Here is a 25,410-nt window from a genome sequence, read left to right on the forward strand (position 1 = left end):
CCTCTAATCCCTTTCCGTCCGTATCCGGATCATTTCGCCATCGGCAGATGCACGCGGAAATGCGTCCAGCCTTCGGCCCCCTCGTAACCCTCTTCGCGCTCGTGGCTGATGCGCCCATCCATGTCGCGCACCAGTTTCTGCACCAGCGCCAGGCCCAGCCCCTGCCCGTGCGGCTTGCTGGAAACGAAGGGTTCGAAGATATGCTGCTCCACCGCCGGGTCGATGCCGGGGCCGTTGTCGCTCACCTGGATTTCAATAGGCAGCTTCACCGGGCGACCCAGGCGGATCACGTTCATTACCAGCCCGCTGACAAAGCGGGTGCGGATGACAACCTTGGGATCGGGTTGGCCCGCGCAGGCATCGCGTGCATTGGCGAGCAGGTTGATCAGCACCTGCACCAGCGCACCGTCATTGCCCAGAACGGGGGGCAGCGAAGGATCGAACTCTTCCTTGATCCGTATCGGTTTGTCCGAGGCGGCGCGCAGCGTGTCCAGCGCGCGGTGGATCGCCTCGTGCAGGTTCATCGGTCCCACCGGCTCGCTGCGTTCGCGGCCAAGGCGCTGCATCCGGTCGATCAGTTGCGCGATGCGATCGACCTCATCGGTGATGAGCGCGGTCAGGTGTCGGTGCCTTTCGTCGAGCTGGCGCGCCAGCAACTGTGCAGCGCCCCTGATTGCTGCCAGCGGGTTCTTGATTTCATGCGCCAGAACCGCCGGCCCTTTCAGCGAAGCGCGCCGTTCCTCGTCGCCAAACCGCTCGCCCTGCCCGGTGTCGGACAGCGTGACCACGCGCCATCCCGGATGCGTGGGCAGCGGCGAGATGGTGAGGTTCACCGAAACCGATTTGTCGCCCACTTTCAGCGGCAGCCCGCGCGCGATCAGGCGTTCTTCGCCCCGGCGCAGGCGCTCGCCAATTTGCGGCTCGCCAAAGTCGAGGATCGAAATCACATCCTGCCCCGCAAGCCGCTTGGCGCTGCGCCCCAGCAGGCTTTCGGCGGCGGGATTGACCGAATGGATCACCAGATCAGGCGAAACCACAAGCATGGCAAAGGTCAGGCCGGCGATCTGGTCGGCCGGGCCGGGCACATGGGGCGCCGAGCCCGTCACGCCGCCTCGCGATGCAGGAAAGGGGCGTAGAACCGCTCGATCTCGTCCAGCACCACCGCCGGATCATCGAGGAAATTGACCTTGTTGCGAAACTCGGCCGAACCATGCAGGCCCTTGGTGTACCAGCCCAGATGCTTGCGCGCGATCTTGGTGCCCGCATCCTTCCCATAATGGTCCAGCATGGCGCGGTAATGGCCTACCAACACCTCGTATTGCTGGGCAATCGGGGGATCGGTCAACGCCTCGCCGGTGCGCCACCAATGCATCACCTGCGCGAGCAACCAAGGGCGGCCATAGGCGCCGCGGCCGATCATCAGCCCGTCCGCGCCCGATTGTTCCAGCGCGCGCGCGGCATCGTGAATGGAGCAAATGTCGCCGTTGACGATAACGGGGATAGAAACCGCGTCCTTGACGCGGCGGACAAAGGCCCAGTCGGCATTGCCCTTGTACATCTGATTGCGCGTGCGGCCGTGGACGGTGACCATTTTCACCCCCAAATCCTCCGCGATGCGGGCAAGTTCGGGCGCGTTCAGGCTGGCATGATCCCAACCCATGCGCATCTTGACCGTGACGGGCACCGAAACCGCCTTGACCGTCGCTTCCATGAGCTTGATGGCCAAAGGCACTTCGCGCATCAGCGCGCTGCCCGCGAACTGGCCGACCACCTTGCGCACCGGACAGCCAAAATTGATGTCGATTATCGCCGCGCCATTTCCTTCCTGCAATTTGGCGGCCTCGGCCATGCTGTGCGGATCGCAGCCGACAAGCTGCATCGACACCGGCTCCTCGATCCGGTCCCACTCGGCCTTCTGCACCGATTGCCGCGTTTCGCGGATGGCCGCTTCGCTCGCGATCATCTCGGTTACGTTGAGGCCGGAACCGAAGCTGCGCACCAGGCGACGGAACGGCAGGTCGGTGACCCCTGTCATCGGCGCAAGCACGACCGGGCAATCGACCTTGACCGGGCCGATAGCGATGGGCGTGACCGCCGGAGGAGTGGGGAGCGAAGCGTTCGTCATCAGTTGCCTAAATATTGGGCAGCGCATAGGGGATTGCGAGGGGCACGGCAAGCGACTAGCGCGAAGCGGCAATGCCGAGTGCCCCGATCCCGATCCCGATCCCCTCACCGCTGCGCCTTGCCGCTGTTATCGTGGCGGCAGGACAGGGACTGCGTGCGGGCCAACCGTTGCCCAAGCAGTTCGCGCTGTGGCGCGGCAAGCCGGTGCTGGCCCGCGCGGCGGAGCGACTGAAAGAGGCGGGCGTGGAAGCGCTCTGCGTGGTGATCCCGCAAGGCGCGGACGAGCTGGTGCGCGACATGCTGGCCGGGCTGGAGCCCTTTGTGCTGGTGACAGGCGGCGCAACGCGGCAGGAATCGGTGCGCAAGGGGCTGGAGGCGCTCGTGGAGCACTCGCCTGCCGTCGTGCTGATCCACGATGCCGCGCGCCCGGATTGCCCGCCGCACATTGTTGAGCGGCTGACAGTGGCGTTGCGCGATGCGCCTGCCGCCATTCCCGTATTGCCTGTCGTGGACAGCATGATTGTGGCCGATGGCGGAACCATGGGCGCCAAAGCCGACCGGGCCATATTGCGCCGCGTGCAGACCCCGCAGGCCTTCCGCTTTGCCGCTATCCTTGGCGCACACCGCCAGTGGACGGGCGCACAAGATGCTGGCGACGATGCGCAGGTGGCGCAGGCCGCGGGCCTTGCCGTGGCGCTGGTTGACGGCGACGAGCGGTTGCACAAGCTCACCTTTGCTGACGATTTCAACCACAAGGACACGCCCATGATCCGAACCGGCACCGGATACGATGTCCACCGCCTTGCTGCGGGGGAGGAATTGTGGCTGTGCGGGGTCAGGATTGAACACGACAAGGGCCTTGCCGGCCATTCGGACGCCGATGTGGCCCTGCACGCGCTGGTCGATGCGATATTGGGTGCGGCGGGAGAAGGGGATATCGGCCTGCATTTCCCGCCATCCGATCCGCAATGGCGCGGTGCCTCCTCCGACCGGTTTCTTGCCCATGCGGTTTCGCTGGCGGCGGCCAAGGGGCTGGCTGTCGGCAATGTGGATGTCACGATCATCTGCGAAGCGCCCAAGATCGGCCCGCACCGCGATGCCATGCGCGCCAATCTGGCGCGGTTGCTGGGGGTTCAGGTCGACTGCGTCAATGTGAAGGCCACGACCACCGAACGCCTTGGCTTTGCCGGGCGCGGCGAAGGCATTGCCGCGCAGGCTGTGGCAACGCTGATGGCAGGATAAAGGATCCGCGCATGGCCCGTTTTCTCCTTCTCGCCCTCACCGCCAGCCTGTGCAGCCTCGCTCTTGCCGGCACGCCCGCCTCCGCGCAGATCAATCTCGATCTGAACGAGGAGGAAATGGCAACCTTTGCGCTCGCCGCAATGCCAGCAGCCTTGCGCAGCGTGCAGGCGCGGTGCCGTCCGGTGCTCGATGCCGATGCCTATATGTTTGCGCAAAGTGACACGCTGACCCGCCGGCTGACAGCTACGTCGGACCGCGCCTTCCCCGGCGCAGCGCGCAGCATTGCCCGCATTGCCGCGCGGGGGAACCCTGCCATGGGCGAGATCATGGCCGGAATGCCCCCCGAAACGCTTCGCCCGCTGCTCGACGAATTTGTCGCTGGCATGGTGACGCAGCGGGTTGATCCCTCGCGTTGCGATTCAATCGATCGCGTGCTGGCGCTGCTTGATCCGCTGCCGCCGGAAAACCTCGCCCGCCTCGCCGCAATCGCCATGACCGAGGCGCAGGCAAACCCTGCCGCCGGAACCGCAAGAGGCCGCTGATGCAATCCGTTCTTCCACCTGAAATCACTGCTCTTGCCACGCGCGTGGTGGAGGAAAACCGCGCGGCAGGTCGGCGCATTGCGCTCGCCGAAAGCTGCACCGGCGGGCTGGTGGCGGCAGCGATTACCGAGATTCCGGGCAGTTCTGCCGTCCTCGACCGGTCCTATGTAACCTATTCGAACGAAGCCAAGCAGCAATGCCTTGGCGTGTCGGAGGACATTATCGAAGCCTTCGGCGCGGTCTCGGTCGCCTGCGTCTATGCCATGGCGCAAGGGGTGCTCGACAGGTGCGATGCCGATGTGGCGGTGGCGATCAGCGGGATTGCTGGCCCCGATGGCGGCAGCGCGGAAAAGCCGGTGGGCACGGTGGTCTTTGCCCGGCTGGTGAGAGGCCAGGAAAAGCCCCATGCCGAACACCGCGTGTTTGCCGAAACCACCCGCGCGGGCGTGCGACTTCAGGCGACGCTTTGCGCGCTGGAGCTCTTGCTGCCGTAAAGCTGGGCCGCGCGATCTTCGAACGCGGTTACCATCTTGCGGAAGGCACGGTCGATATATTGCCCGGCAAGCGCTTCGAACATCATGTTCTTGAACGCAAAATCGACTTCAAAGGTGATATCGCAACCGCCATCGGCCGCCGGGGCAAAGGCCCAGCGGTTGTCGAGATCACGCAAGGGCCCGTCGATGTAATGCACACGCAGGCCGCGCGGGCGGTCGAACTCCACGCGGCTGGTGAATTTCTCGCGGATCGCCTTGAAGCCCACCAGCATATCGGCCTCCAACCCGTGATCATCGCGCCCACGAACCCGCGTGGCGACGACCCAGGGCAGGAATTCGGGATAGCTGCCCACATCGGCCACCAGATCGAACATCTGCTCTGCCGTGTAAGGCAGGTGCCGGGTTTCGCGGATCGAAGGCATCAGCGCGCCTTTTTCGCCAATTGCGCGGCGCGTGCGGCCTTCATCGCGGCAAAATCGGCATCGGCGTGATAGCTGGAGCGCGTGAGCGGACTGGCCGCTACTTGCAGAAAGCCCTTGGCCCGCGCCACCGCGCCATAGGCGCTGAAAACCTGCGGTGTGACGAAATCCACCACCGCCGCGTGGCGCGGCGTGGGCTGGAGGTATTGTCCCATGGTGATGAAATCGACATCGGCGCTGCGCATGTCGTCCATTACCTGGTGCACTTCGAGCCGTTCTTCGCCCAGCCCCAACATAATGCCCGACTTGGTGAAAATCGCCGGATCGTGGCGCTTCACTTCCTCAAGCAGGCGCAACGAGGCGTAGTAGCGCGCGCCGGGCCGGATCGTGGGATACAGCCTTGGCACGGTTTCGAGGTTGTGGTTGTAAACATCGGGGCCAGCGGCACAAATTGCCTCCACCGCCTGCCGCATGAGGCCGCGAAAATCGGGGGTGAGGATTTCGATTGTGGTGGCAGGCGTCATTCGGCGCAGCGCCTCGATCACCTTGACGAATTGCCCTGCCCCGCCATCGGGCAGATCGTCACGGTCCACGCTGGTGACGACGATATGCTGAAGGCCAAGCCGCGCGGCAGCTTCGGCCACATGCTCCGGCTCCAGCGGATCGACCTTGCGCGGCATCCCGGTCTTGACGTTGCAAAAGGCACAGGCGCGCGTGCAGACATCGCCCAGGATCATCACCGTGGCGTGCTTTTTCGTCCAGCATTCCCCGATATTGGGGCAGGCGGCCTCTTCGCACACGGTGTTGAGTTTCAATTCGCGCATGAGCTTGCGCGTTTCCTCATACCCCTTGCTGACCGGAGCTTTCACCCGGATCCAGTCCGGCTTGCGGGCGCGGGGGATGGACGGATCGGGGGTGAGGTCGTTCATGCTCCGCCCCATAATCGCCTCGCTTGCCACTGGCAATGCCGCGCGTCTAACGGGAAAGCCATGGGGAACGAATCTGCCGAAATGCGCGATCTGATCGCGGGCTATCGCCGCTTCCGCGACCGCGAATGGGAATCCGAACGCAGCCGATGGGCGACCCTCAATCAAGGACAGCAGCCACGCATCATGGTGATCGCGTGCTCGGACAGCCGGGTCGATCCCTCGCATATCTTCGACGTCAATCCGGGCGAGATATTCGTGGTGCGCAATGTCGCCGCGCTGGTGCCTCCGTTTGAGGAGACGCCGGGCCATCACGGTGTTTCGGCGGCGCTCGAATTCGCCGTGCAGTTCCTGCGGGTGAAGCAGATCGTTGTGCTGGGCCATGGGATGTGCGGCGGGTGCAAGGCAGCGCTGACGCAATCGATGCAAGGAATGCAGCCGGGGCGCGGCGGCTTTGTGGCAGACTGGATCAGCCTGTTGGACGCGGCGCGGGACAAAATCGCGTCTGAGCACGGCACTACCGGGCGCGAAGCAGAACGGGCGATGGAGATGGAGAGCGTCAAGGTCAGCCTCGCCAATCTGCGCACCTTCCCTTGCGTAGCCACAAAGGAAGCGCGCGGCGATCTGACATTGACCGGCGCCTTCTTTGCCATTTCGGACGGCGTGCTGCACATTCTGGACGAGGCGGATGGCGCCTTCTATCCGGGAGCCTGACATGCTCAAGAATATCGCGCTGCTGATCGACGCCGACAATGTCACGCCCGACGGGATCGACCCGGTGCTGACCGTGCTGGCCGAGCTGGGGCAGGTGAACATCCGCCGTGCCTATGGCAATTGGGCCAAGCCTGCCTTGGTGCACTGGAGCAAGCACACGCTGCGTTACGGCCTGCAACCGATCCAGCAATTCGACCTCACGCGGGGCAAGAATGCCACCGACATGGCGATGACGATTGACGCGATCGACTTGCTCTATCGCGGCAAGGTGGATGGCTTTGGCATCATGAGCAGCGACAGCGATTTCACCCCGCTGGCAACACGGCTGCGGCAGGATGGCATCACTGTGTACGGGTTTGGCGACAGCAAGACGCCAGAAGCCTTCCGCACCGCCTGCACCCGCTTTATCGAGGTGGACGCGCTGATCACCGCGGCGCAAGGGGATGACAAGCCGGCCGGGGGCGCAGCCATCTCTCCCGCGCCGAAGCACCCAGTGGACGAAGAGATCATCGAGCTGCTGGGCGGCGCGTGGAAAGCCTCGAAACGCGATGCGGATGGCTTTGCCCGACTGGCGGAAGTTGGCAATATCGCCAACAACCGCTCCAGTTTCGATGTGCGCAATTTCGGCTTCCGGCGGCTGGTCGATCTGATCGAGAGCACCGGGCAGTTCAAGGTGGACCGGCGCGAGGATGGGGTTTACGTCAAGCGCCTGCGCTGATCCTCAGGCGCCGCAATCTGCCGTGCCCGTGCCGGTATAGACGGTGCGGTTCCACCGGTCGCGCAGATGCACAGTGCCCGAATAGCGCGTGGTGCCGCTGCCTTCGGCAACGGGCGCACCCTCCCCTTCAATCTCCAGCCGGAGCGAATAGGCGCGCCCGTTGTAAAGCGAACGGGTATTCCCCGGCAACTCGCGCGATCCGGGATCTGCGGCAAAGCGCAGCAGCTCGCCATTTACCTTCACAAAGGCATCGGTCTCACGCGTGACCACCCGCGTGGCGAGGCTGGTACCGGGGGCATATGAACAGGCCAGACCGTAAAGGTCATGCTGTTCAAGATCGGGGTAGAGGATCGGTTCGGGCACCACTTCCTCCAGCGGGGGAATCGCCGCATTGGCACGTTTGACCGCCGCCACTGCCTCGGCATCGCGCCTTTCCTGTTCCTCCGGCGAGATCTGTTCCCCGCACGCCGAAAGCGACAGGCAGGCCCCCAGAAGAACGCAGGGAAACAAACGCTTCATCAATGCCTCCCAAACAGCTTTTCGACATCCGCCATCGATAATTTTACCCAAGTGGGGCGGCCATGATTGCACTGGCCTGAACGCGGCGTGCGCTCCATTTCGCGCAGCAGGGCGTTCATTTCCGCCACGTTCAGCTGTCGCCCGGCGCGCACCGAGCCGTGGCAAGCCATCGTTGCAAGCACAAGGTCGAGCTTCTCGCCCAGCAGCAGTCCATCGCCATGCGCCGCGATATCATCCGCCAGATCGGACAGCAGCTTGTGCGGATCGGCGCCCTTCAGCACTGCCGGAATTGCGCGCACCAGCATGGCAGCGGGGCCGAACCGTTCGATTTCGAGGCCCAGCGCCGCAAAACGCTCCGCGTGCTCCTCCAGTCGATCGCACGCCACCTCGTCCAGTTCCACCACATCGGGTAGCAACAGGGCCTGCGAGGCGGCCACCGCATTTCCCGCCCCCGCTGCACGCAGGCGTTCCAGCACGATGCGTTCATGCGCGGCGTGCTGGTCCACGATCACGAGCCCGTCCGCCGCTTCGGCCACGATATAGGTTCCCGCCACTTGCCCACGCGCAATGCCGAGCGGATGATCCTGTGCGTCCTGAGGAAGCGCGGCAGCCTCCTCCGCCCGTCCTTGCGGCAGGGCCAGCGCCGCATCCGCCCCGCGCCAGACAGGGGCTGTATCGGCAAGCCGTTTGTCCTGGCGGGGGGCTGCCCAATCCGGCCCGCCAAAGATGGAGCGGATGGCGGCAGGCTCTGCCAAGGGTTCCACCTGCCAGCGCCCCATGGCCGCCACATCGGGCGACTGTGCGCTGCGCCGGTCGGCCGTGCCAAGGCTCTGGCGCAGGGCGGAAACGAGAAAGCCGCGCACGCCCGCCGCGTCGCGGAACCGCACTTCGGTCTTGGCCGGGTGGACATTCACATCCACCTCCTCTGGCGGGATATCGAGGAACAGCGCCAGCACCGCATGGCGATCACGCGCCAGCATATCGGCATAGGCGCCGCGGACCGCGCCCGTCAGCAGCCGGTCCTTCACCGGACGCCCGTTGACGAACAGGTATTGGTGATCGGCCACGCCCCGGTTGTATGTTGGCAGGCCCGCCACGCCCGACAGGCGCATGGCCCCGCGTTCCACATCCACCACCACGCCGTTATCCGCCAGTTCACGCGCGATCAGTTGGGCCACGCGGCTCTCGATCCCCTGCCCCGCCTGAACCTGAAACACGCGCCGCCCGTCGTGTTCCAGCACAAAGCCAATGTCGGGCCGCGCCATTGCAAGGCGTCGCACCGCATCGAGGCAGGCGGCATATTCGCTGCGCGCCGTACGCAGGAATTTCCGCCGCGCGGGGATGCGGGCAAACAGCTGTTCCATCCGCACGCGGGTGCCGGGCGGAAGGGCCGCCGGGCCTTCCTCCACCAAAGTGCCGTGATCGACCACGCGCCGCCAGCCTTGCGCCGCGACTGCCGGGCGGCTTTCCAGCGTCAGCCGGGCAACGCTCGCAATGCTGGGCAAAGCCTCGCCGCGAAAGCCAAGCGTCGCGACCTGCTCGATTGCCTCGTCGGGCAGCTTCGATGTGGCGTGCCGTTCCAGCGCCAGTGCCATGTCGGCTGGCGTCATGCCGCAGCCATCGTCGGTCACTTCGATCCGGTCAAGCCCGCCCTCGCCCAGCGAAACCGCGATCTGGCGCGCACCGGCGTCGATGGCGTTCTCGACCAGTTCCTTCAGCGCGGATGCGGGCCGCTCGACCACCTCGCCCGCAGCGATGCGGTTGATCAGCGTTTCTGGCAGGCGGCGGATTTGCGGCATTGCGATGACCTAGCGACGAAGGGCCGCCAATTCGAGCCAGACCGTGTAAAAAAGGCCAGCTTGTCCGCACAAATTTTTGGCCTTTCGCCGCGCGCCGCGCTAAGGAGCGCAACCTTCGGCATCAGGGCGCTGCGCCACGGCGGATTAGCTCGCCGCAACTTTCGTCAGGACATGGGTTTTCGATGAGTTCCTTCTTCTCCAAATTCTTCAAATTCGGCTCGCAAAACATGGCGATCGACCTCGGCACGGCGAACACGCTGGTCTATGTGCAAGATCGCGGCATCGTGCTGAACGAACCTTCCGTGGTCGCCATCGAAACGGTGAACGGGATCAAGCGGGTCAAGGCTGTGGGCGATGATGCCAAGATGATGATGGGCAAGACGCCTGACAATATCGAGGCCATCCGGCCCTTGCGCGACGGGGTGATTGCCGATCTCGACGTGGCCGAGGAGATGATCAAGGAATTCATCCGCAAGGTGCATGGCAAGCGCACGCTGCTGCGCTATCCCGAAATCACCATCTGCGTGCCGTCGGGCTCCACTTCGGTCGAACGCCGCGCCATCCGCGATGCCGCCAGCAATGCGGGCGCATCCGAAGTGTTCCTGATCCTCGAACCGATGGCGGCCGCGATTGGCGCCGATATGCCGGTGACCGAACCGGTCGGCAGCATGGTGGTGGACATTGGCGGCGGCACCACCGAAGTCGCGGTGCTCTCGCTCAATGGCCTCGCCTACACCACCTCGGTGCGAACCGGGGGCGACAAGATGGACGAGGCGATCGTCTCCTATGTCCGTCGCCACCACAATCTGCTGATCGGGGAAGCGACCGCTGAACGGATCAAGAAGGATTATGGCTGCGCCACTGTGCCTGAAGACGGCATTGGTGAGCAGGTGACGATCAAGGGGCGCGATCTGGTCAACGGCGTGCCCAAGGAAATCACGATCAATCAGGCGCATATTGCCGAAGCGCTGTCCGAACCGATCGGGGCCATCGTGGAAGGCGTGCGCATCGCGCTGGAAAATACCGCGCCCGAACTGGCCGCCGACATTGTCGATCAGGGCATCGTCCTCACCGGCGGCGGTGCGCTGATCCGCGGGCTCGACAAGCACCTGATGGAAGAAACCGGCCTGCCGGTCAGCATCGCCGAAGACCCGCTCACCTGCGTGGCGATGGGCACTGGTCGGGCCATGGAAGATCCCACTTATCGCGGCGTGCTGATGACGGCGTAAGCCTGTATCAATCGCGCGAATATGTGAGGCATAGCGGAGGACGTGGCGGTTATGGCGCCGCCCAAGGCACACCGTTCCGGATCCAACAAGCGGGCCCAGATGGGGCTTTTCGCTGGCTATGTGCTGGCCGGTGCCAGCGCGGCGATTGGTGCGGTCCTTTTGGTCATTTCGCTGTGGAGTCCGCAGACCTTTCAGGGTTTGCGCGCCATGGCGCTGGATCTTGCGTCCCCTGCCGGGCAGGCCGGAGCCGCCACCCGCGTACAGAGCCGGTCGCTGTTCGAGGCAATTGCCGGATATTATGATGCCGGCAGCCGCAATGCCGAATTGACCCGCGAAATGGCGGTCGCGCGTGTCCGCCTGGCCGAGGCGGAGGCCTTGCGGCAGGAAAACCAGCGGTTGAAGGCCGCGCTCGGCTTGATCGAAGGCGAGGAGGTTGGCGAGGTCGCGGTGGCGCGTCTGATCGGTTCCTCCTCGTCCAGCAGCCGGCGCTTTGCCTTCATTTCCGCCGGGAGCCGTGACGGGGTGCGTCCCGGTATGCCCGTCACATCGCCCATGGGTCTGGTGGGCCGCGTGGTTGAAACCGGTTCCAGAACAGCGCGAATCCTTCTGCTGACCGACAGCGGCAGCATGATCCCGGTGCGGCGTGCTACCGACAATGTTGTCGCCTTTGCCGAAGGGCGCGCCGATGGCTCGCTGCGCATCCGCCTGATCAATCTCGGCATCAACCCGCTGGAGGAAGGCGATGTCTTCGTCACATCCGGCGCAGGCGGCATTTTCCGTCCCGGCATTGCCGTGGCAATGGTGACCGAGGTCACCGAAGACGGGGCAATCGCGCAATTGCTCAGCAATCCGGCAGCGACCGATGTGGTGATTGTCGAACCGATCTGGCAACGCCCGGCAATTGAGGCGGCAGAGCGTGAACTCGCCGCCCAGTCCAGCGTCGACTGATGGAACAGATCAACCCGCGATCCCGGCGCGACGCCTACGGCAAGAAGATCAACCGCGACCATTCGCCGGCGCTGGTATACGGGGTGCCCTGCGTAACCATCATGCTGGGCTCGCTGTTCCCGCTGCTGCCGGTCATTGCCCCTGCCCCCATCATACCGCCGATGGGCCTGATGATATTGTTGGCCTGGCGCTTGCTTCGGCCCGGCCTGCTGCCGCTGTGGGTAGGCTTCCCCTTCGGCCTTTTCGACGATCTGTTTTCCGGGCAACCGCTTGGCAGCGGCATCATGCTCTTCTCGCTGGCCCTAATCGCGCTCGACCTTCTGGAACTGCGCCTGCCGTGGCGCAATTTCTGGCAGAACTGGCTGACAGGCGCCGTGGTGCTCACCATCTACCTGTTGCTGGCAGCGCTTGTGTCGGGGGCCGATTTCCGGCTGGCGCATTTCGGGCTACTGCTGCCGCAGCTCTTGCTTGCGATCCTGCTGTTTCCCATAGTCTCGTCTCTTGTCGTTCTGCTCGACCGCGGGCGCCTGATGCGCGTGCGGCGCATCAACTGAACCATGGATAAGCCGCCTTCCTCGCACGCTCTCAACCAGTCGTTCCAGCGTCGCACCTTTTTCATCGGTGCGGCGCAGGCGGGAATTGGCCTGCTGCTGGCAGGGCGGATGGGCTACATCGCGGTGGCCGAGAATGAAAAATACCGGATGGAGGCGGAAAGCAACCGGGTGAACCTCACCCTGATTCCGCCGCGCCGAGGCTGGATACTTGACCGGCACGGTGCGCCGCTTGCCTCCAACCGGGCCGATTTTCGCGTCGATATCATTCCGGAACGCGTGGAGGACGTGCAAGGAACCGTGCAGGTTCTGGGCGATCTGCTCGCACTGTCCGCAGTTGACCGGCAGGACCTGCTCGACCGGCTCGAAAGCGCACCGCGTTTCAGTGCGGTTCCGGTGGCCAGCGGGCTCGATTACGAAACCTTTGCCGCGGTTACGGTGCGCCTGCCTGAACTGCCTGGCGTGATCCCGCAGCGCGGCTATTCGCGCTACTATCCCACCGGCCCTTCGGTGGGGCATCTGATTGGTTATGTCGGCGCGCCAAGCCGCGAGGAATACGAAGCCGAACCCACCCCGTTGTTGCTCACACCGGGTTTCAAACTTGGCAAGGATGGGCTTGAAAAGCAATTCGAACAGGAATTGCGCGGTCAGCCTGGCGCACGGCGGGTCGAGGTGACGGCATCGGGCCGCATCGTGCGTGATCTGGAGACGCGCGATGATGTGCAGGGCAAGCCCGTCCGGCTTACAATTGATGGCCCCTTGCAAGATTACGCTGCGCGCCGTCTGGGCCTTGAATCCGGCTCTGTAGTGGTAATGGATTGCCGCACGGGCGATATCCTGTGCATGGCATCCATGCCCAGTTTCGATCCCAACAGCTTTTCCGACGGGATCGGCCGCGTCGAATACCAGATGCTGGCCGAGAATGAGCGCGTGCCGCTCCGCAACAAGGTGCTGAAAGGTCTGTATCCCCCCGGCTCTACCGTGAAGCCGATGGTGGGCATGGCCTTTCTTGAAGCTGGCATTGACCCCAAGGAAACCGTCTTCTGCGGCGGCGGGCTTCAGGTCGGCAACCGCCGTTTTGGCTGCTGGAACCGGCGCGGCCATGGTCAGGTGGATATGGCGAAAGGCATCTACCAAAGTTGCGATGTCTATTTCTATTCCCTCGCCCAGCGCATCGGGATGGATGCCATCGCCCCCATGGCGCGCAAATGCGGCATGGGCGAAACTTTTCCCCTGCCCGTTCTCAGCCAGTTTTTCGGCACTGTCCCGGATCCTGCGTGGAAGATGCGGAAATACGGCCAGCCCTGGCAAAGTTTCGACACGGTGAACGCCACGATCGGACAGGGCTATATGCTGTCCAATCCGTTGCAACTGGCGGTCATGTCCGCGCGCCTTGCCACCGGAAAACGGGTGATGCCGCGCCTTGTCTATGACGAAAGCCGCCCGCACTTCGATCTCATGGGCTTTTCGGATGAGCACGTCCATATCATCCAGGAAGCGATGAGCGACGTGGTCAACGGCCCCGGCACAGCGGGGCGCGCCAGGCTTCCCATTCCCGATGTGCTGATGGCCGGCAAGACCGGCACGGCGCAGGTGGTGGGCCTCAACATTTCCAACGGGCGCACCGGCCCGTGGAAATACCGTGACCACGGCCTGTTCACTTTCTTCGCGCCCTACGACAATCCCATTTATGCGGGCGTGGTGGTGATCGAGCATGGCGGCGGTTCCGGCTCCGCCTATCCGGTGGCGCGCGATGTGATGACCTTCCTGTTCGATCCCCAGAAGGGCCTCGACGCGCTGCACGCACTGGAACGGCAATGGGGCGGCACGGCGCAGGAAAGGCTGGCCGCGGATTACGCCCGTTACGCCGCCGCTGCCGGGGTGGACCTGCCGCGCCCGCCCGATCCGATCACGCTGGCAAGGCAGGTAGATGCGGAAGCCCGCGCCGCCGCTACAGAGCCCGCCACACCGGTTGCGGATGCTATCATTCCACGTGAAGATCCGGTGGCAAGCGCCACGGAAGGAACGGAAGAATGAGGCGCTCAATTCCGCTTCCCGCGCCGCTCGCGGCCTTGCCCTGGATCATGTTGTTGCCGCTTTTCGCATTGGTCCTGTTCGGGGCTGCCGTGCTGTATTCGGCAGCGGGCGGTTCCATGTCGCCCTATGCCTTGTCCCACATTTTGCGCTTCCTGGTGTTTCTGGTGGGCGCATTTGTCCTGATGATGCTTCCTCGCCGTCTGGTTATCGACAATGCCTATCTGGCATATGGCGGCGTGCTGCTGCTTCTTATGGCGGTGGAGGCTGTGGGTGCAGTTGGCGGGGGGAGCCAGCGCTGGCTGGAACTGGGCGTTGTGCGTCTGCAACCTTCGGAACTGATGAAGCCAGTCATCGTTCTGGTGCTGGCGAGTTTCTTTCACACCCTGCCCATCGGGATGTTGCGCAGTTGGCGGGCCTTGCTACCTCCGCTGGTGCTGATGGGCTTGCCGATGGGCCTCGTGCTGTTGCAGCCCGATCTCGGCACCGCGCTGGCAATCGGTTTTGGCGGCGTAGTCGTGGTGTTTCTGGCGGGTGTTCCCTTGCGGTGGTTCATCGGAGGAGGCCTGATTGCGGTCGTGGTAGCGCCGCTCGCCTATTTTTTCGCGCTTCAGGATTATCAGCGCCGACGCGTGACCACTTTCCTCGATCCTGAAAGCGATCCGCTGGGGTCAGGCTATCACATCACCCAGTCGAAAATCGCCATCGGTTCGGGCGGGATAGATGGCAAGGGTTTTGGCCAAGGTTCGCAAAGCCATCTTAATTACCTGCCCGAACCGCATACCGATTTCGTCTTCGCCACCATGGCGGAGGAATGGGGGCTGATCGGCGGGCTGTTCGTGCTGCTGGTATTCGGCATTATCCTGCGCTGGGGGCTGCTGGTTGCCCGCGCTGCACCCGATCGCTTTTCACGCTTGTTGGCGGCGGGCATGACTGCGACGATCTTCTTTTATGTCGCGGTCAATTTGATGATGGTGATGGGCCTGGCCCCCGTGGTGGGCATCCCCCTGCCCTTCATGAGCCATGGCGGATCATCAATGATGACGAACATGATCTGCATCGGCACGTTGATGATGGTCGATCGCTGGACACGGCAGGCGGGCGGACGGACGACCTGAGCGGCAGCGCGGTGATGTGTGCCGGAAGGGTTTTTGCAAGGCTCCTCGCTTTTCCCGCGCGGCAGGCCTTTTCATCCAGAAAAGTTGCGCTATATGCGCGTCTCCCCGCGATTCGCCGCTCAGGCAATCCGGTTCGGTTGGTGCCTTCGGGCGAATGCCGGTGTGGACGCATAGCTCAGTTGGTAGAGCAGCTGACTCTTAATCAGCGGGTCCTAGGTTCGAGCCCTAGTGCGTCCACCACCTCCCTTCTTGTCCTGCCAATTGCGCCTAACCGCCCACCGCTCATCTGCACGCCCGGCGAACTGGAATAATACGACAAAAGCGCCTGTTAGCTAACGGCTTGTTTACCAAGTCTGGCGCAATAGGCGCCCATGAACTATGCAAAACCCCCTATCCGTCGTGCACGATTTGCACCCTGGCTGTTAACCATCGCGGCAGCTACGCCCTTCCTTGCGACGCCTGCCGCGGCGCGCGGGATCACGGCGGGATCGCTGGTGGAAAACACGGCCACGGCCACTTTCCAGCAAGGCGCAAGCACGACCACGGTCACCTCCAACACGGTGGTCGTGCGCATCGACGAGCTGCTCGATGTCAGCGTTGCATCGCTGGATGGCGCCAATGTGCCGATCACCGCATCGGGCGCGGTGCTGCGTTTCCAGGTGGAGAATACAGGCAACGGCCCGGAAGCCTTCAACCTCCTGGTAGACGCGGCCCTGGCCGGGGACGATTTCGATCCGGCGGTGGTGGCCATCGTCTGGGACAGCAACAATAACGGCATTTACGAGCCGGGCACCGATCTGCTGATCACGCCGGGCGGAGCCACACCTGTCATGGCACCCGATGCCCTGGGCACGGTTTTTGTGGTTCTGGAATGGACGACGCCGCCGGCCGACGGCGATCTGGCGCAAGTGCGCCTCACCGCCACGGCGGCAACCGGCAGCGGCCCCGCGGGCACCGTCTTCGCAGGGGAAGGCGAAGGCGGCGGGGATGCCGTGGTCGGCGCGCAGAATGCCACCGGCAATGCGCTCGGCACCGTGTTCAGCCAAACCGCCACCGTCACGCTGAGCAAGTCCGCCACGATTGCCGATCCCTTTGGCGGCACCGAAGCCGTTCCCGGTGCGGTCGTCACTTATCAACTGACAGCGGCCGTCAACGGCTCTGCGCCGGTCTCCGACCTGGTGGTGAGCGACGTCATTCCCACCGGCACCAGCTATGTCGCTGCCAGCCTGCGCCTCGACGGAGCTTCGCTGACCGATGCGGCTGGCGATGACGCTGGCACCGCCTCGCCCGCCGGGATCGCCGTGGATCTGGGCACCGTGGCCGCAGGCGCCAGCCATGTGGTTACCTTCCAGGTTGCGATTGATTGAGGAGGTTTGTGATGTTTTCCAACTTCTTGAAGGCCACTCTTGTCGCCGGATCGCTGATGGTTGCGTCGCCCATGGCGGCAATGGCGCAAGAATCGCCTGTCGAGCTTTCGAGTGCGGTGCAAGTGGTCATCCCGGCGGATGAGAACAACGGCACCGAAGAGCAACTGGCCGAGGCAAGCAATGTGCTGCCGCAGGATCTGCTCCATTTTTCGGTTTCCTATCGCAATATGGGCGCGGAGGCGGTGAACGATCTCCTCCTCGTCAATCCCGTACCCGCCACCGTGCGGGTAACGGACGAATCGGCCCTGTCCACCCAGGTATCGGTGGATGGCGGCGAAAGCTGGGGCAATCTCAGCGAACTTGTCGTTGAACGCGAGAACGGGGAGACAACCCCCGCCACGGTCGACGACATCACCCATCTGCGCTGGACAATCGCGCTGATCGCACCCGGCGAAGCGGGTTCGGTCGGTTTCCGGGCAGTCGTCAAGTAACCGTGCTACTTAATATCAGGGGATAAATCATGAACAGGACCAGACTGCTGGTCGGCACGGCGATTTCTGCCGTGACCGGCTCGCTGCTTCTTGCGTCTCCGGCACTGGCGGCCGGCACGCAGGCGGGCAGCACGATTACCAATAATGTGACCGTGCAATACCAAGTGGGCGGCATCGCCCAGACGCAGGCAACCGCGTCCAACACCGTGACGGTTGACCGCAAGGTCGATCTGGTGGTGGCGCGCACCGATGCGTCTGCCACGATCGTCACCCCCGGCGCAACCGCGCAGGCGGTGAGCTTCACCGTGACCAACACCTCGAACGACACGCTGGATTTCCAACTGACGGCGAGCCAGCGCGCCGACGGGGAATCGGTCGATATCTTTGGCAATGACAGCTTCGATACGACCGGCGGCTTTACCTATTACCTCGATGATGGCGATGGTGTGTTCGACGCGGGCGATACGCTTATCACCCACCTCAACGCGTTGGCTCCGGATTCGCCGGTCGTGGTGCATGTGGTTGCCGCCAATGTGCCCACTGGCCTTGCCAATGCCGCTGTCGCCGGGATCATCCTGACCGCAACGGCCAAGGAGAACAACAACGGCACCGGGCTGGGCACCGATCTGACCCAGGCCGCCACCAACACGGCCGGCATGGACACGATCTTTGCCGATGCCGCGGGCTTTGTGGATGGCGCGCGCACCGCCTCCTTCAGCGCGGTGGACGCATTCGAAGTGTTCGGCGCTACGTTGTCGGCCACCAAGTCGAGCCGCATTGTCGCGGGCGATTTCGGCACCGGGACCTTCATTCCCGGCGCCACTATCGAATACTGCATCGCGGTGAGCAACGCCGCGGGCAGCGCCACGGCTGAAAATATTGTGCTGAGCGATACGCTGCCCGCCGAAGTTACCTATGTGGACGCGTTCGGCGTGCTGGTGGGTGGCCCGGATTGCGATACGCCTGGCACGGGTGTCGGTTCGGAATCGGGCGGCGTCGTCACGGGCACCGTGGCGAGCCTTCCGGCCGACACGACCCAGACACTGATCTTCCGCGCGACGATCAACTGACCGGAACATCAGGGCTGGCGCGTCACCTGACTGCGCCGGCCCGGTTTCCAATCCATTCGCATGATCTGGCGCACTGATCTTCGCCGCAGCCTGAAGGGCCTTTTCGGCCTTGCCCTGGCGTGCGCACTGGTCGCCCCGCAGAGCGCGGTTGGCGGCACGATCAGCAATGTGGCCAATGCCAGCTGGCGCGTGGGTGAAACACGCCAGAGCGTGCAATCCAACGAAGTTTCCTTTGCTGTCAGCACCCCGCCACCGGCGATGCGCGTGCGCACATTCGTGCCGCAGCCGGGTGCGACCGGTTCAATCGATCTGCTGGCGAATTATTGCGCAGGCCGCCCCGGCACATCCGGGCCGCTTGCCGTATCGCCTGGTGCCGGCGCCACCGTTTCCACGCCCGTTGTCGAAAGCACCAGCGTGCGCGCGGGGCTTCAGATGGTTCTCCAGATTGAAGCTTCGGCCGCCAATCTGGATCCCGCGTCGGTCGATACGCTCGACCTGGTGATTTCCTCGCAAACGGGCGATGGAGAGCGAGTCCGGGCGATCGAGACCGCCGCCAATTCCGGTGTGTTCCTCACCTCCATCGTCACCACCGGCAATGTGCAGCCAATCGTGCATCACGATTGCCAGCTGGCGGTGCAGAACCATTCGGCCATTACCGTGCGGATGCTGGGCGAAGACGGCGCGGCGGGCAGCACGATTGCCAGCCTGGAGGCGCTCGCCGATCCGCTGGGCGTGGTGTTCGACAGCGTGACGGGTGCGCCGGTCAACGGCGCGGTGGTGACGCTGATCGATGCGCGCACTGGCGCGCCGGCCAAGGTTTTCGCCTTTGACGGGGTCACGCCTTACCCCTCCTCCATCACCACCGGATCGGTGGTGACCGATGCTGCGGGCCGCACCTATCCGATGGGTGACGGCGCCTACCAGTTCCCGCTGGCCCCGTTGGGCGATTACCGTCTGGTTGTCAGCCCGCCTGCTCCCTACACCGCCCCTTCGGCGGCCACGGCCGAGCAGATTGCCAGCCTGCCCCGCCCCGGCGGCGGCGCGTTCACCATCCTGCCCGCTTCCTATGGCGAGATTTTTGCGCTCACTTCGCTCGCCCCGCTGCTGGTGGATATTCCGGTGGATGGCCCGCGCGGGGAATTGGTGATCCGCAAGACCGCTTCGCGCGACCGGGCGCAGCCGGGCGACACTGTCGTCTATCGCGTCACGCTGACCAACCGCGACCCGGCGCGCGCCAGCGGGCCGATCGTGCTGGATGACCTTGCCAGCGCCGCGCTGCGGCTGCGCGCCGGGTCCGTGCGAGTGAACAATGCCGCCGTGGCCGAGGACAGACTGCAAATAGCCAGCACCGGGCGCGGCTATGCTCTGGAACTGCCAAGCCTCGCGCCGGGACAGAGCCACACGGTCACCTATATCATGAGCGTGCGCCCTGATGCGTCCGCAGGGGTCGCCATCAACACCGCCACTGCGACCAATGGCGCCACACGCCAGAGCGCGCAGGCCCGCCTGCGGATCACCCGCAACGGGCTTGCCAGCCGGATGACGCTGATCGGCCGGGTGACCGAAGGCGGTTGCGTGAATCCGGCGCAGGCGCGCGGCATTCCGGGCGTCCGCGTGATGTTGCAGGATGGCAGCTTTGCCGTGACCGATGCCGAGGGGCGCTATCATTTCGAAGGACTGGTGCCGGGGACGCATGTCGCGCAGTTGCAGCCGCATACCCTTCCCGAAGGCAGCCGCGCGGTCGACTGCACCCGAACCACCCGCAGCGCAGGAAGCGCCACCTCGCGCTTCGTGCGCGGGCAAGGCGGCAGCTTGGCGGTTGCCGACTTCCATGTCGTGGTGCCCGAAGGCGCGCTGGACGCCCTCTTCGCCGCGCCCATGGCCGAAGCATCTCCTGCTGATCCGACTGAGGAGAAGGATGCGGCCGAAACTGCCCCCGTGTCCATCGATTGGTTGGCACAGGGTGACGGACCTGACGGTTTCCTGTCCCCCGCCGCCGATGCCAATCCGCGTTCCCCTGCCATTCGCGTGGCGGTGCGGCACCGGGCCGATGCCAGCGCCGCGTTGTTGGTCAACGGCGTCGCCGCCCCCGCCCTCGCCTTTGAAGGCACGCAGCGGCACCCGTCGGGCGCTTACGCCGTCAGCCATTGGCGCGGCATCCACCTGCCCGGCGCGGAGACGCGGCTGGACGCAGTGGTGACACGCGGGGAGCAGACGCAGACACTTACCCAGACCGTGCATTTCGCCGATACACCGATGCGCGCGCAGATTGTTCCCGAACTCTCGCGCCTTGTTGCGGACGGCACCACCGCGCCCGTGCTTGCCCTGCGTCTGACCGACCGCAACGGGCGGCCCGTCCATGCGGGCATTTCGGGCGCCTTTCAGCTCGACGGCCCCTATCGCAGCGCGGCAGAGGCGCAAGCGGACCGTCTGCTTGCGCTCAACAATTTTGGCGGCAGCAATGCGCGCTGGGTGATCGAAGGGGATGACGGCATCGCCCGCATCGCGCTCGAACCCACGATGATTTCCGGTTCCTTCTCGGTCACTCTCAATTTTGCCGATGGCGAAAGCCGCCGCACGCAGCAGATTGACGCGTGGATGCAGCCGGGCGACCAGCCGTGGACTCTGATCGGCCTTGTCGAAGGTTCTGCCGGTGCGCAAAGCGTGGCCGACGCGATGGAGCGCGGCGAGGATTTCTCCAGCGATCTGGGCGGCGACGCGCGCGTTGCGCTCTATGCCAAGGGCCGCGTGCTGGGTCGCTATCTGCTCACTGTTGCCTATGACAGCATGAAGCAGGCCGACGACCAGCCCCTGCTGGGCATTATCGACCCGTCCGCCTATTACACCATTTTTGCCGACGGATCGCAGCGGGCGTTTGATGCGCAATCGCGTGAGAAGCTGTATGTTCGTGTCGAAAGTGATGCGTTCTACGCGCTTTACGGCGATTTCCTGACAGGTTTTGTCAATACCAGCCTGGCGCATTACCAGCGCACCGCCACCGGCGTGAAGGCCGAGGCGCAGTTTGGCGCGGTGCAGGCGCAGGCCTTTGCCGCCGAGATCGCCACGCGCCACCGCCGCGACGAGATCCAGGGCAGCGGCCTGACCGGCCCCTACCGCCTGTCGAGCCGCTACATCCTCCCCGGCAGCGAGCGGGTGGTGGTGGAAGTGCGCGACCGGCTGCGGTCCGAAGTGATCACCGAACGCCGCCAACTGATGCGCTTTGTCGATTACACGCTCGATATGCTCAGCGGCACGATCACGCTCGCCCAGCCGCTGGCGGGCCGCGACGAGGCGCTCGATCCGCAATTCCTCGTGATCGATTACGAAGTGGACGAGCAGGGACAGGCGCAGTGGAATGGCGGCCTGCGCACCACATGGACCGGCATGGGCGGCGCGCTGGAACTGGGTGCCACCGCGATCAGCGACCGTGGCGAGGCGGAACGCGCCAACCTCGGCGCGGCGGATATGCGCCTGCACCTGAATGCCGAAACCGAACTGCGCGCCGAAGTCGCCCTTTCCGATGGCGCAAATGGCGCCGGCAATGCCTGGCTGGCCGAAATGCGCCACCAGAGCGGCAACCGCGACATTTCTGCCTATGTCCGGCAGGTGGACAGCGATTTCGGCGTCGGCCAGCAGAACCTGGCCGAGCGTGACCGCCGCAAGATTGGCGCGGATGCGCGGGTGGAACTGGTCGAAGGGCTTTCCGCCGTCGCCGCCCTGTGGCGCGAGGACAGCCTCGACAGCAACGCCAACCGTGAGGCGGGCGAGCTGCGCATGGTGCGTCGCACCGAGGATACCGACATGTTCGCCGGGGTCGCGTATCTGTCCGATACGCGGGCGGATGGGGCAGAGGCCACCTCCACCGTTTTGGAAGCGGGCGCGACGCAGCGTCTGCTCGACAACCAGCTTGAGGTTTCGGGCACCACCAGCCTGGCGCTGGGCGGTGCGGATGCGATCGACCTGCCCAACCGCCATACGCTGGGCCTGCGCTACACGGTGACGAGCGATGTGCGCGCCATTGCCTCTTACGAAATCGCGCAGGGCGCGCAACTGGACAGCCGCAACCTGCAGGCAGGCGTCGAATTTGCGCCGATCCGGGGCAGCCGCGTCATCACCACGCTGGGCCGGCAGAGCCTCGGCGCGGATGCGGCGCGCAGCTATGCCGCCTTCAGCCTTGGCCAGACGCTTGGCCTGTCCGAAGCGGTCAGTTTCGACCTGCTGGTGGATGGCAACCGCACGCTGGCAGGCGGTATTGCCCTGCCCGATGTCGCCAACCCGGCACATCCGGTCAGCTCTGGCGGTCATCTGGGCCAGTCTGGCGCGCTGGGCGAGGATTACACCGCCTACAGCGTGGGTGCGAATCTGCGCCTTGACCAATGGTCGGCCCGCGCCCGCGCCGAACTGCGCGATGGCGAATTTGCCGACCGGCGCGGGCTTTCCGCCGCGGTGCTGCGCGATCTGGGCGAAGGCAAGGTTGCAGGTGGCGGCTTTACCTGGAGCCGCGCCAGCACCGCCGCGGGAACCAGCGTGACCGTATCCGATGCAGCCCTTTCGGTCGCATGGCGCCCTGCGGCCAGCACATTCGCGCTGCTGGGCAAGGCCGAATACCGCAGTGACCGTGTGGTAGGCGCTGTGGCGGGCGAGATCGGCCCCGCGGGCCGTTCCCCCCTGATCATCGACGGCGACGCGCGCTCGCGCCGCTTCATCCTCTCCACCTCCACCAATTGGGCACCGCGGGGGGACGAACGCCTGCGCCCCAGCGAAGTGGCCGTCTTTGCCGCCGTGCGCCACGATCTGGATAGCGTCGAAGGCTACAGCGCCAAGGGCACATCGCTGCTGGGCGGCTTTGACCTGCGGATTGCCGTGGGCGAACATATCGAGGTGGGCGGCCGTGCCAATGTGCGCGCCAATCTGGCCGAAGGGACCACGCATTTCTCGTTGGGTCCGGAAGTCGGCATCAGCCCCGTTCCCGACATGCTGCTGACTGTCGGCTACAACATCACCGGTTTCCGCGACGCCGATTTTGGCGAGGCGCGCCAGACGAATCGCGGTATCTATGCCAATGTGCGCCTGAAGTTCGACCAGGACCTGTTCGGCCTGCTGGGGCGCCGGCAATGAGTTCGCCTGCCCGGCCATCTCGCATGGTTATGGCGACGTTAACCATGTGCAAAGGGATTCTGCCTAAGGCTCGCCCCGTGTTTGGGCATGGATGCAAAACCGGATTTGCCGCGCGCCTGATGGCGCTGATCTTCGCGGTTATGGCGGGCTGGCTGCTGGCCAGTCCGGCGCAGGCACAGAATTGCCAGTATGCCACCTCGCAAGGGCCCACCGGGCCGGCCAACTGGCAGACCTATTGCTGGCTCGACCTCACCAATTATAACAACACCGCCGCCCGCAGCTCATCGGGCCAGAACATGAGCTACACCTTGCCCGATGGCACGGTGATGACCTTTACCCTGCGCGTATCGGGCGCGGCGGCGGGGGCGGCAACCTCCCCGTCATGGACCGGCGCGGCGGTTGGCAACACCGCGTTTCTGGGCATTGGCGGGCGGCCGATCTTCTACCAGACCGCATCGGGCACCACGACGGTTACTTTCAGCAATATCGTCCTCACCCCGCCTTCGGGTTCGCAGGCGATCACCTCCTACATGTTTGTGGTGGGCGACGGCGAGAGTTCGAATGGCGGGGAATCGATCCAGATCACCACCAATGGCGGGGCCTGGCAATTGCTCGATCTGGTTGGGCCGGTGAGTGGTTCGACCTACCCAACGGTCAGCGGAGTGAACACCAACACGGCCACCGTCACCGGCGTGGGCGGCACGGTGGGCGCGCATATCTTCGGCTCAAGCACGCCGACGACTGTGACCGCGTCCATGGTGGGATCGGGCCTGCAAGGGCTGATGTTTGCGGTGCGATTCGCCTCGATCCGGCTGACGCAGCAGATTACCGCCACGCGCATTGATGCTGCCGACCAGTTCACTTTCGACATTCGCGCATCGAGCAATGGCGCGGTGCTGGCGTCGGGCACCACATCAGGCACCGCGCTTGGCCCCTTTACCGCTGCCGCCTTGTCGAGCAGTTCGGCCCTGCCGCTCCGCCTGGTGCAGACCATGGCAAGCGGCAGCGTGAGCGCGCAGGGGCAATACCGCACGCTGCTCACCTGCACCAATGCGGTCAGTTCCTCCACGATACTGCCTACCAATGTGGAGACGGTGAATTTCAACCTCGGCGCGCTGCAATTTGGCGACAATGTCAGTTGCGTGTTCACCAGCGTGCCGCGTCCGCATCTGCAACTGAGCAAGGCGTTGGGCACGTTCGGGCGGCGCTTCGCCAGCGATCAGTTTATCATGCGGATCGACCAGGGCGGCACAGTGGTGGCCACCACCACGACAACTGGCACCGGGGCCACCGTTACCAATGGCTCCACCGCGCTGACGCAGGTCACACCCGGCACCGCCTATACGCTGTATGAGTTGGGCGCAGGCACCACCGCGCTTGACCAATACACCGCGACAATGAGCTGCACCAATGCTTGGAGCGGCTCCACTACGCCGCTACCCACCACTGCCAACGCCACGATCACCCCGCAATTTGGCGACATCATCCGCTGCACCATCACCAACACGCGGCGCGGCAATAATGCGACCTTGACGGTCACGAAAAGCTCTACCCTGCTGTCCGATCCTGTGAATGGCTCAACGGGACCGTTTCACATTCCCGGCGCGCTGGTGCGGTATAGTCTGCTGATCCAAAATTCGGGCAATCTGGCGGTGGACAACAATTCGGTGGTGGTGATCGATGCGCTGCCCGCCAATCTGCGCGTAGGCACAGCGGCAAGCCCCACATTCACGCAAGGCTCGCCCACATCGAACCTCACCTTTAACGCAGCGACCGATGTGCGATACTCCAATGCGGCCACGCAGCCCACAAGCTTTGCCGCCTGCAATTACACACCCGTTGCGGCGTATGACCCGGCGGTACGATTCATCTGCATCAACCCCAAGGGATCAATGGCGGCATCCACCGGCACGCCGCGCAGCTTTACCGTCAGCTTCACCGCGCAGATCCGCTGAAGTCCCGAAATACCCGGTTCCCCTGCCCCGCC

21 protein-coding genes and 1 tRNA gene are annotated in these 25,410 nt (G+C 64.4%); 16 read left to right on the forward strand and 6 right to left on the reverse strand.

Annotated elements, in window-relative coordinates:
* Window positions 1-29 precede the first annotated feature (29 nt).
* Entirely contained in the window at window positions 30-1,106 is a 1,077-nt protein-coding gene (locus WFP39_RS01585) for a two-component system sensor histidine kinase NtrB (RefSeq protein WP_336917374.1), read from the reverse strand.
* Window positions 1,103-2,125: a tRNA dihydrouridine synthase DusB gene (dusB, locus tag WFP39_RS01590; RefSeq protein ID WP_336917375.1), complete on the reverse strand. Its 1,023-nt coding sequence runs from the start codon at window positions 2,123-2,125 to the stop codon at window positions 1,103-1,105. The genes WFP39_RS01585 and dusB overlap by 4 nt, the downstream gene beginning before the upstream one ends.
* A gap of 71 nt (window positions 2,126-2,196) precedes the next feature.
* On the opposite strand from dusB, the gene WFP39_RS01595 reads away from it, so the two are divergent.
* The 3 genes from WFP39_RS01595 to WFP39_RS01605 are packed head-to-tail and all read left to right on the forward strand — an operon-like array spanning window position 2,197 to window position 4,402.
* Window positions 2,197-3,366: a bifunctional 2-C-methyl-D-erythritol 4-phosphate cytidylyltransferase/2-C-methyl-D-erythritol 2,4-cyclodiphosphate synthase gene (locus WFP39_RS01595; protein ID WP_336917376.1), complete on the forward strand. Its 1,170-nt coding sequence runs from the start codon at window positions 2,197-2,199 to the stop codon at window positions 3,364-3,366.
* Window positions 3,367-3,377: 11 nt separating this feature from the next.
* Window positions 3,378-3,908, forward strand: coding sequence for a hypothetical protein (locus WFP39_RS01600; RefSeq protein ID WP_336917377.1), 531 nt, complete (start codon window positions 3,378-3,380; stop codon window positions 3,906-3,908).
* Window positions 3,908-4,402 carry a CinA family protein gene (locus WFP39_RS01605; protein WP_336917378.1) on the forward strand — a complete coding sequence of 165 codons (495 nt, stop codon included), beginning with the start codon at window positions 3,908-3,910 and terminating at the stop codon, window positions 4,400-4,402. The genes WFP39_RS01600 and WFP39_RS01605 overlap by 1 nt, the downstream gene beginning before the upstream one ends.
* Here the strand turns inward: WFP39_RS01605 and WFP39_RS01610 are convergent.
* Window positions 4,363-4,824, reverse strand: a complete 462-nt coding sequence (locus tag WFP39_RS01610) for a type II toxin-antitoxin system RatA family toxin (RefSeq protein ID WP_336917379.1) — start codon at window positions 4,822-4,824, stop codon at window positions 4,363-4,365. The two genes, WFP39_RS01605 and WFP39_RS01610, sit on opposite strands and share 40 nt — an antisense overlap.
* Window positions 4,824-5,750 (reverse strand): lipoyl synthase, encoded by a 927-nt coding sequence (lipA, locus tag WFP39_RS01615; RefSeq protein ID WP_336917380.1) that lies wholly within the window; start codon window positions 5,748-5,750, stop codon window positions 4,824-4,826. Before lipA ends, WFP39_RS01610 begins: the two co-directional genes overlap by 1 nt.
* Before the next feature lie 60 nt (window positions 5,751-5,810).
* On the opposite strand from lipA, the gene WFP39_RS01620 reads away from it, so the two are divergent.
* On the forward strand, window positions 5,811-6,461 hold the full coding sequence (locus WFP39_RS01620; protein ID WP_336917381.1) for a carbonic anhydrase: 651 nt from the start codon (window positions 5,811-5,813) through the stop codon (window positions 6,459-6,461).
* A 1-nt stretch (window position 6,462) separates the two neighbouring features.
* Window positions 6,463-7,179: an NYN domain-containing protein gene (locus tag WFP39_RS01625; RefSeq protein ID WP_336917382.1), complete on the forward strand. Its 717-nt coding sequence runs from the start codon at window positions 6,463-6,465 to the stop codon at window positions 7,177-7,179.
* 3 nt (window positions 7,180-7,182) lie between these two features.
* Here WFP39_RS01625 and WFP39_RS01630 read toward each other — a convergent pair whose 3' ends face one another.
* Window positions 7,183-7,698, reverse strand: coding sequence for a hypothetical protein (locus tag WFP39_RS01630; protein ID WP_336917383.1), 516 nt, complete (start codon window positions 7,696-7,698; stop codon window positions 7,183-7,185).
* Window positions 7,698-9,497, reverse strand: a complete 1,800-nt coding sequence (gene mutL, locus WFP39_RS01635; RefSeq protein WP_336917384.1) for a DNA mismatch repair endonuclease MutL — start codon at window positions 9,495-9,497, stop codon at window positions 7,698-7,700. Before mutL ends, WFP39_RS01630 begins: the two co-directional genes overlap by 1 nt.
* 182 nt (window positions 9,498-9,679) lie before the next feature.
* Here mutL and WFP39_RS01640 point away from each other — a divergent pair, with 182 nt between their 5' ends.
* The 11 genes from WFP39_RS01640 to WFP39_RS01690 all read left to right on the forward strand — a co-directional run bounded on the left by WFP39_RS01640 (window position 9,680) and on the right by WFP39_RS01690 (window position 25,378).
* Complete coding sequence (locus tag WFP39_RS01640; protein WP_336917385.1) at window positions 9,680-10,726, forward strand: rod shape-determining protein; 1,047 nt, start codon at window positions 9,680-9,682, stop codon at window positions 10,724-10,726.
* A 99-nt stretch (window positions 10,727-10,825) separates the two neighbouring features.
* A complete protein-coding gene (gene mreC / locus WFP39_RS01645) occupies window positions 10,826-11,674 on the forward strand; it encodes a rod shape-determining protein MreC (protein ID WP_336917386.1) in 849 nt (282 codons plus the stop codon).
* Entirely contained in the window at window positions 11,674-12,228 is a 555-nt protein-coding gene (gene mreD / locus WFP39_RS01650; RefSeq protein WP_336917387.1) for a rod shape-determining protein MreD, read from the forward strand. The genes mreC and mreD overlap by 1 nt, the downstream gene beginning before the upstream one ends.
* A 3-nt stretch (window positions 12,229-12,231) precedes the next feature.
* Window positions 12,232-14,262: a penicillin-binding protein 2 gene (gene mrdA / locus WFP39_RS01655; RefSeq protein WP_336917388.1), complete on the forward strand. Its 2,031-nt coding sequence runs from the start codon at window positions 12,232-12,234 to the stop codon at window positions 14,260-14,262.
* Window positions 14,259-15,377 (forward strand): rod shape-determining protein RodA, encoded by a 1,119-nt coding sequence (gene rodA, locus WFP39_RS01660; RefSeq protein ID WP_336917389.1) that lies wholly within the window; start codon window positions 14,259-14,261, stop codon window positions 15,375-15,377. Before mrdA ends, rodA begins: the two co-directional genes overlap by 4 nt.
* Window positions 15,378-15,541: 164 nt before the next feature.
* Window positions 15,542-15,617: transfer RNA gene (locus WFP39_RS01665), tRNA-Lys, on the forward strand.
* 131 nt (window positions 15,618-15,748) lie between these two features.
* Window positions 15,749-16,744, forward strand: a complete 996-nt coding sequence (locus tag WFP39_RS01670; protein WP_336917390.1) for a hypothetical protein — start codon at window positions 15,749-15,751, stop codon at window positions 16,742-16,744.
* 11 nt (window positions 16,745-16,755) lie between these two features.
* The gene (locus WFP39_RS01675) at window positions 16,756-17,235 is read left to right on the forward strand and encodes a hypothetical protein (protein WP_336917391.1); all 480 of its coding nucleotides are present in this window, start codon (window positions 16,756-16,758) and stop codon (window positions 17,233-17,235) included.
* Window positions 17,236-17,264: 29 nt separating this feature from the next.
* Window positions 17,265-18,305 (forward strand): hypothetical protein, encoded by a 1,041-nt coding sequence (locus tag WFP39_RS01680; protein ID WP_336917392.1) that lies wholly within the window; start codon window positions 17,265-17,267, stop codon window positions 18,303-18,305.
* 60 nt (window positions 18,306-18,365) lie between these two features.
* Window positions 18,366-23,423 (forward strand): hypothetical protein, encoded by a 5,058-nt coding sequence (locus tag WFP39_RS01685; protein ID WP_336917393.1) that lies wholly within the window; start codon window positions 18,366-18,368, stop codon window positions 23,421-23,423.
* A 119-nt stretch (window positions 23,424-23,542) separates the two neighbouring features.
* Complete coding sequence (locus tag WFP39_RS01690; protein ID WP_336917394.1) at window positions 23,543-25,378, forward strand: CshA/CshB family fibrillar adhesin-related protein; 1,836 nt, start codon at window positions 23,543-23,545, stop codon at window positions 25,376-25,378.
* Window positions 25,379-25,410: the final 32 nt, after the last annotated feature.

The sequence above is a fragment of the Alteraurantiacibacter lauratis genome (assembly GCF_037154155.1).
In the GTDB taxonomy this organism is placed as follows: Bacteria; Pseudomonadota; Alphaproteobacteria; order Sphingomonadales; family Sphingomonadaceae; genus Alteraurantiacibacter; species Alteraurantiacibacter lauratis.

Bases quoted from the DNA above. Each gene is read 5' to 3' on its own strand.
- WFP39_RS01600 (WP_336917377.1), top strand. From the start codon at position 3,378: ATGGCCCGTTTTCTCCTTCTCGCCCTCACCGCCAGCCTGTGCAGCCTC.
- mutL (WP_336917384.1), bottom strand. From the start codon at position 9,497: ATGCCGCAAATCCGCCGCCTGCCAGAAACGCTGATCAACCGCATCGCT.
- WFP39_RS01620 (WP_336917381.1), top strand. From the start codon at position 5,811: ATGGGGAACGAATCTGCCGAAATGCGCGATCTGATCGCGGGCTATCGC.
- lipA (WP_336917380.1), bottom strand. From the start codon at position 5,750: ATGAACGACCTCACCCCCGATCCGTCCATCCCCCGCGCCCGCAAGCCG.
- mreC (WP_336917386.1), top strand. From the start codon at position 10,826: ATGGGGCTTTTCGCTGGCTATGTGCTGGCCGGTGCCAGCGCGGCGATT.
- mrdA (WP_336917388.1), top strand. From the start codon at position 12,232: ATGGATAAGCCGCCTTCCTCGCACGCTCTCAACCAGTCGTTCCAGCGT.
- WFP39_RS01605 (WP_336917378.1), top strand. From the start codon at position 3,908: ATGCAATCCGTTCTTCCACCTGAAATCACTGCTCTTGCCACGCGCGTG.
- WFP39_RS01670 (WP_336917390.1), top strand. From the start codon at position 15,749: ATGAACTATGCAAAACCCCCTATCCGTCGTGCACGATTTGCACCCTGG.
- dusB (WP_336917375.1), bottom strand. From the start codon at position 2,125: ATGACGAACGCTTCGCTCCCCACTCCTCCGGCGGTCACGCCCATCGCT.
- WFP39_RS01595 (WP_336917376.1), top strand. From the start codon at position 2,197: ATGCCGAGTGCCCCGATCCCGATCCCGATCCCCTCACCGCTGCGCCTT.
- mreD (WP_336917387.1), top strand. From the start codon at position 11,674: ATGGAACAGATCAACCCGCGATCCCGGCGCGACGCCTACGGCAAGAAG.
- WFP39_RS01630 (WP_336917383.1), bottom strand. From the start codon at position 7,698: ATGAAGCGTTTGTTTCCCTGCGTTCTTCTGGGGGCCTGCCTGTCGCTT.
- WFP39_RS01610 (WP_336917379.1), bottom strand. From the start codon at position 4,824: ATGCCTTCGATCCGCGAAACCCGGCACCTGCCTTACACGGCAGAGCAG.
- WFP39_RS01675 (WP_336917391.1), top strand. From the start codon at position 16,756: ATGTTTTCCAACTTCTTGAAGGCCACTCTTGTCGCCGGATCGCTGATG.
- WFP39_RS01625 (WP_336917382.1), top strand. From the start codon at position 6,463: ATGCTCAAGAATATCGCGCTGCTGATCGACGCCGACAATGTCACGCCC.
- WFP39_RS01690 (WP_336917394.1), top strand. From the start codon at position 23,543: ATGGCGCTGATCTTCGCGGTTATGGCGGGCTGGCTGCTGGCCAGTCCG.
- WFP39_RS01680 (WP_336917392.1), top strand. From the start codon at position 17,265: ATGAACAGGACCAGACTGCTGGTCGGCACGGCGATTTCTGCCGTGACC.
- rodA (WP_336917389.1), top strand. From the start codon at position 14,259: ATGAGGCGCTCAATTCCGCTTCCCGCGCCGCTCGCGGCCTTGCCCTGG.
- WFP39_RS01685 (WP_336917393.1), top strand. From the start codon at position 18,366: ATGATCTGGCGCACTGATCTTCGCCGCAGCCTGAAGGGCCTTTTCGGC.
- WFP39_RS01640 (WP_336917385.1), top strand. From the start codon at position 9,680: ATGAGTTCCTTCTTCTCCAAATTCTTCAAATTCGGCTCGCAAAACATG.